Annotated in this window: 1 protein-coding gene; it reads left to right on the top strand. The window is 76.1% G+C overall.

The window, feature by feature from the left end; translation table 11 throughout:
- The first annotated feature begins 11 nt into the window (after positions 1–11).
- Complete coding sequence (locus ACZ3II_RS31565; RefSeq protein WP_465522120.1) at positions 12–5,570, top strand: SDR family NAD(P)-dependent oxidoreductase; 5,559 nt, start codon at positions 12–14, stop codon at positions 5,568–5,570.

Raw genomic sequence — 5,570 nt, 5'->3', positions numbered from 1 at the left:
GGCGAGGAACGATGGACGCACGAGAGATCCTGAGCCGGCTCCAGCGCGGTGAGCTGGACGTCGCCGGCGCCGCCACCCGGCTGAACGCCACGCCTGAACCACCCGCGCCGGACCCGGCGACGCCCGAGCCGATCGCCGTGATCGGGCTCAGCGCCCGGCTGCCCGGCGCCCGTGACGCCGACGAGTTCTGGTCGCTGCTGCTCGACGGCGCCGACCTGGTCACCGACGTGCCGGCCGAACGGTGGGCGATCGCTGACCACTTCGACCCCGACCCGTCCGCGGCCGGGACCACCCGGTCACGCTGGGGCGCGTTCGTCGGCGGCGCGACCGAGTTCGACGCCGACTTCTTCCGGATGACGCCCCGCGAGGCCGAACTGACCGATCCGCAGGCGCGGCTGTTCCTGCAGGCCTGCTGGCACGCGCTGGAGAACGCCGGGCTGCGCCCGGGAGCGCTCGGCGGCAGCCGCTGCGGCGTCTACGCGGGCGTCATGCTCAACGACTACGAGCACCGCATCGAACGGCACAGCCCGCATGCCCGGCTGCCGCAGGTCATGCAGGGCAACTCCAACTCGATGCTGGCCGCGCGGATCGCGTACGAGCTGGACCTGCGCGGGCCGACCGCCACCGTCGACACCGCCTGCTCCTCGTCGCTGGTCGCGCTGCACCAGGCCTGCCAGGCGCTGTGGCTGGGCGAGGCGGACCTGATGGTCGCCGGTGGCGTCACGCTCTACACCACCGAGCTGCCGTACGTGTACATGAGCGGCGCCGGCATGCTGTCGCCGACCGGCCGGGAACGCCCGTTCGCCGCCGCGGCCGACGGCATCGTGCCGGGCGAGGGCTGCGTCGTGACGGTCCTCAAGCCGCTGCGGCAGGCGCTGGCCGACGGCGATCCCGTGCACGCGGTCATCCGGGCCAGCGGCATCAACTCCGACGGCCGTACCAACGGGATCACCGCACCCAGCGGCCGTTCCCAGGCCGCCCTGATCAGCGGGGTCTACGACCGTTTCGGCATCGACCCGGCCACCGTCGGCTACCTGGAATGCCATGGCACCGGCACGCCGCTCGGCGACCCGATCGAGGTCGGTGCGCTCAATCAGGTCTTCGCGCCGGCCGCCCTGCCACCGCGCAGCGTCCCGGTCGGCTCGGTCAAGTCGAACGTCGGCCACACCTCGGCCGCGGCCGGGCTCACCGGGCTGCTGAAGGCGATCGGCGTGGTGCGTACCGGCATCGTCCCGCCGACCCTGCACTGCGAGGAGCCGAACCCCCGCGTGGCGTTCGAGGAGGGGCCGTTCTTCGTCGCCACCCGGCGCCACGTCCTGCCCGAGGCCGGCCGTCCGCGCCGGGCCGCGGTGAGCGCCTTCGGTTTCAGCGGCACCAACGCCCACCTGGTGGTGGAGCAGGCTCCCGAGCCGGCCCCGGCGGTGCGGCCGGACCGTCCGGTCGTGGTGGCGCTGTCCGCCCGGACACCCGAGCGGCTCGACGCGGCCCGCGCCCAGCTGCTGCGCTGGCTCGGCGGGGCCGGCGCGGCGGCCTCGATCGCCGATGTGGCCCACACCCTCGCCGCCGGGCGCGACCACCACCGGTACCGGGAGGCGCACGTCGTCGCCGGCCGGGAGCAGCTGCTCGCCGCGCTCGCCGGGGAGCCGGTCCCGGACCCGCCCGCGGCGCTCGCCGCGGTGGCCGCCGGGTACACCGCGGGTGGAGTGCTCGACCCCGGTGCGGCGGTGCCCGGCGGCGCCCGGCGGATCCCCCTGCCCGGCTATCCGTTCGCCCCCGACGGCCACGACGTCCGGCCGCGATCCGGTACGGCGAGCGAGCCCGCGCCGGACACCGGCGTGCTGGACCTGCTCGTGCCCACCACGGTGGAGTTGCCCGCGCCGGACGGTGCGGCGCCTGACGTACCCCTGATCGTCCATGACCCGGCGGGGGACCTGGCCGGACAGTTCGCGGAGGCCGGCGGGAGGCTGCCCGAGGCGATCGTGGTCCGCCTCAGCGACCCCGGCCCGGCCGCCGTGGAGACCGCCCTCGGCGCGGTCGCCGCCATGCTCACCGCCGCGCCGCGGGACCGCCGCAGCACCGTTCTGCTGGTCAGCGACGACGAAGCGCTGGCGTCCGGGGCAGCGGCCTTCCTCCGGTCGCTGCGCGCCGAGAACCCGCGGGTGGCCGGGCGCGCGGTGCTGGTGGACGACGCGGGGGCAATCGCCGCGCCGGTGGTGCGCCAGGAGCTGGCCGCCGCCGGGGAACCGGGCGACACCCTGGTCGACCGCCGCTCCGGTGGGCGCCACGGCATCGCGTGGGAGCCGATGGCCGGTCCGCGGGCCGGCGACGCGGGCCACGCCTTCCGGACCGGCGGGGTCTACCTGATCACCGGTGGGACCGGTGGCATCGGCCGTGCCCTCGCCCGGCACCTGACCGGCCGGTACCAGGCCCGGGTCGTCCTGTGCGGACGCCGGCGGCCGGACGAGATCGACGGGGCGCACGGTGGCTCGATCACCTACCGCGAGTGCGACGTCACCGACGAGGCCGCCGTCGCCCGCCTGATCGGCGACATCATGCGTACCGAGGGGGCGCTGCACGGCGTCCTGCACGCGGCGGGGGTGCTGCGTGACGCGTACCTGACCCGCAAGCCGGCCGGGGCGATCAGCGCCGTCCTGGCCCCGAAGATCGCCGGGGTGCACGCCCTGGACCGGGCGACCGCCGGCCTGCCGCTCGACCTGTTCGTGCTCTTCTCCTCGGTCGCCGCGGTGACCGGCAACATCGGGCAGACCGACTACGCCTTCGCCAACGCCTACCTGGACGCGTTCGCCCGGCAGCGGGCCGGGCTGGTCCGGCGCGGCGAGCGGTCCGGGCGCACCCTGGCGGTGGACTGGCCGCTGTGGGACGGCGCGGGGATGAGCATTCCGGAACCCATCCGCGCCGTGCTCAGCGCCGAGACCGGCCTGGTTCCGCTGCCGGCGCCGCTCGGGCTCGCCGCGCTGGAGCGGCTGCTGACCGGCGCCGATGCGGAGGTGGCCGCGGTGTTCCACGGTGACCGTGCGCTGTGGCGCCGCCGTCTGACCGAGGCCGGTCTGTTCGCCGGGCCGCCGGCGTCCGCCACATCGGCCACGCCGGCCACACCCGCCACAACGCCCCCGGCCCCGGCAGCCGCTCCGGTCCCGGAGGTTCTGGCCGAGGTCATCGCGGCGGTCGCCGCCGTGACCGGCCGTCCCGCCGGTCAGCTGACCGGCGCCACCACCCTGGAGGGCCTGGCCCTCGACTCGATCATGGTGCGGACCCTGGTCGCCGAGCTGAGCCGTCGCGTCGGGCCGGTGGGCCCGGAGCTGATCTACGAGGCCCGCGACCTGGCCGCCCTGGCCGCCCACCCCACTGTCGGCGGCCCGGCCGCACCGATGGCGCCCGCCGCGCACGTGGAGGTCCGAGCTTCCGGCACGCCGGTCCCCGCCCCGATTCCGGCGGCGGCGCGGCGCCGGGACGGCGAGCCGCGGCGCTTCGCCGTCGTCGGGGTCGCCGGCCGGTACCCCGGCGCCGACGATGTGACCGCCCTGTGGGAGAACCTGCGCAACGGCCGGGACACGGTCACCGATCTGCCTGCCGACCGCTGGGACGACACCGCCGGGGTCAGCGCCCGCGGGCACTTCCTCACCGGCGTCGACCGGTTCGACGCCGCGTACTTCGGCCTGTCCGGACACGACGCCACACTCACCGATCCTCAGGAGCGGCTCTGGCTGGAGACGTCGTGGGCGGCGCTGGAGGACGCCGGGTACGCCGGCCCGCGCCTGGACTCGCTGGTCGCCCCGGACGGCAGGGGCCGCAGCGTCAGCGTGTTCGTCGGCATCACCTCCAGCGACTACCGGTTGCTCGGCGCGGAACGCTGGGCCGCCGGGGAGCGCACCGTCCCGGCCGGGCACTACTGGAGCCTCGCCAACCGGGTGTCCTACCTGTTCGACCTGACCGGGCCCAGCCAGCCGGTCGACACCGCCTGCTCGTCGTCGCTGGTGGCGTTGCACCAGGCCATCGAGAGCATCGAGCGGGGCGACTGCGCGGCGGCGCTGGTCGGCGGCGTCAACCTCTACCTGCACCCGTCCCGGTTCCGGATGCTCCAGCAGTCCGGGTTCCTCTCCCCGGACGGCCGCTGCCGCTCGTTCGGGGCCGGCGGAACCGGGTTCGGGCCCGGTGAGGGCGTCGGTGCGGTGCTGATCCGCCCGCTCGAGGACGCCGTCGCCGCGGGCGACGTCATCCACGGCGTGGTGCTCGGCACCGCCGTCTCGCACGGCGGCCGTACCAACGGCTACACCGCGCCCAGCCCGGACGCGCAGGCCCGGGTGATCGGACAGGCGCTGGAGCGGTCCGGCGTGGACCCGTCCACGGTCACCGTGATCGAGGCGCACGGCACCGGCACCGAACTCGGTGACCCGGTCGAGGTGGCGGGACTGCTCCGGGCGTACGGCCGGACCGGTCGCGCGTCCCTCGGCTCGATCAAGTCGGCGCTGGGGCACGGCGAGTCCGCGGCCGGGATCGCCGCCCTGACCAAGGTGCTGCTGCAGATGCGCCACGGAACGCTGGCCCCGACCCTGCACGCCGACCCGGTGAACCCGGAACTGGACCTCACCGCCGGGCGGTTCGTCCTCCAGCAGCGTGCCGAACCGTGGGAGCGGCTGCCCGACGGCGCCGGCGGCCACCTGCCGCGCCGGGCCGGGATCAGCAGCTTCGGCGCCGGCGGCGTGAACGCCCACGTGGTCGTCGAGGAGTATCCGGCGCCGGAGCCGGCGGCCGGGCCGGACCGGGCCGACCTGTTCGTGCTCTCCGGGCCGACCCCCGAGCACGTCCGGGCGACCGCGGTCCGGCTGGCCGGATGGCTGCGGGACAACCCGGTCCCCCCGGCCGCGCTGGCCCGGACCCTGCGCGAGGGCCGTGCCGATCACCCCTGCCGCCTGGCCGTCGTCGCGACGGGCACGGCGGACCTGGCCGGCCGGCTCGCCGAGGCGCCGATCACCGACCTGCGCGACGGGGACGCGGGGCTGGGTGTGGCGGGGCTTCCGGAGACCGCGGAGTTCGCCGGCCGGTTGTGGGAGAACGGGCGCCTCGCCGAGATCGGCCGGCTGTGGACCGCGGGACTGGACATCCGCTGGGATCGTCTGCCGGCCACGGCCCCGCTGCTCAGCGTCCCGGGCAGCGTCCTGCTCGGCGACCGGTTCTGGCTGACCACCGTCCCGGCCGCCGCGCCGGAACCCGCTCCCGCCGTCACCGCGCCACCCGTCACGCAGCCCGCCGGGCGGCCGGCTGTTCCGGCGCCCGCGGAGGAGGCCGACGAGCCGATCGGGGCGGTCCCGCCGCCGGACGACGTCCTGGCGCACCTGGTCCGGCTCACCCGGCCGAAGGTGGCCGGCCTGTCCGGCTCGCTCGACCCCGCCCGCAGCCTGCTGGACCTGGGCGTCGACTCGATCAACCTGATGAATCTCCGGTTCGAGGTGAAGGAGCGGTTCGGGGTCACTCTCCCGCTCGACGAGCTGGCCCGGAGCACCGTAAGCGACCTGGCCGGCCGCATCGCCGCGCACGGCGCACAGAGGTAG

It is taken from the genome of Actinoplanes sp. NPDC019969 (assembly GCF_055562375.1).
The sequence above is the reverse complement of the archived record's forward strand: the minus strand, read 5'-3'. Positions and strand labels throughout refer to the sequence as shown.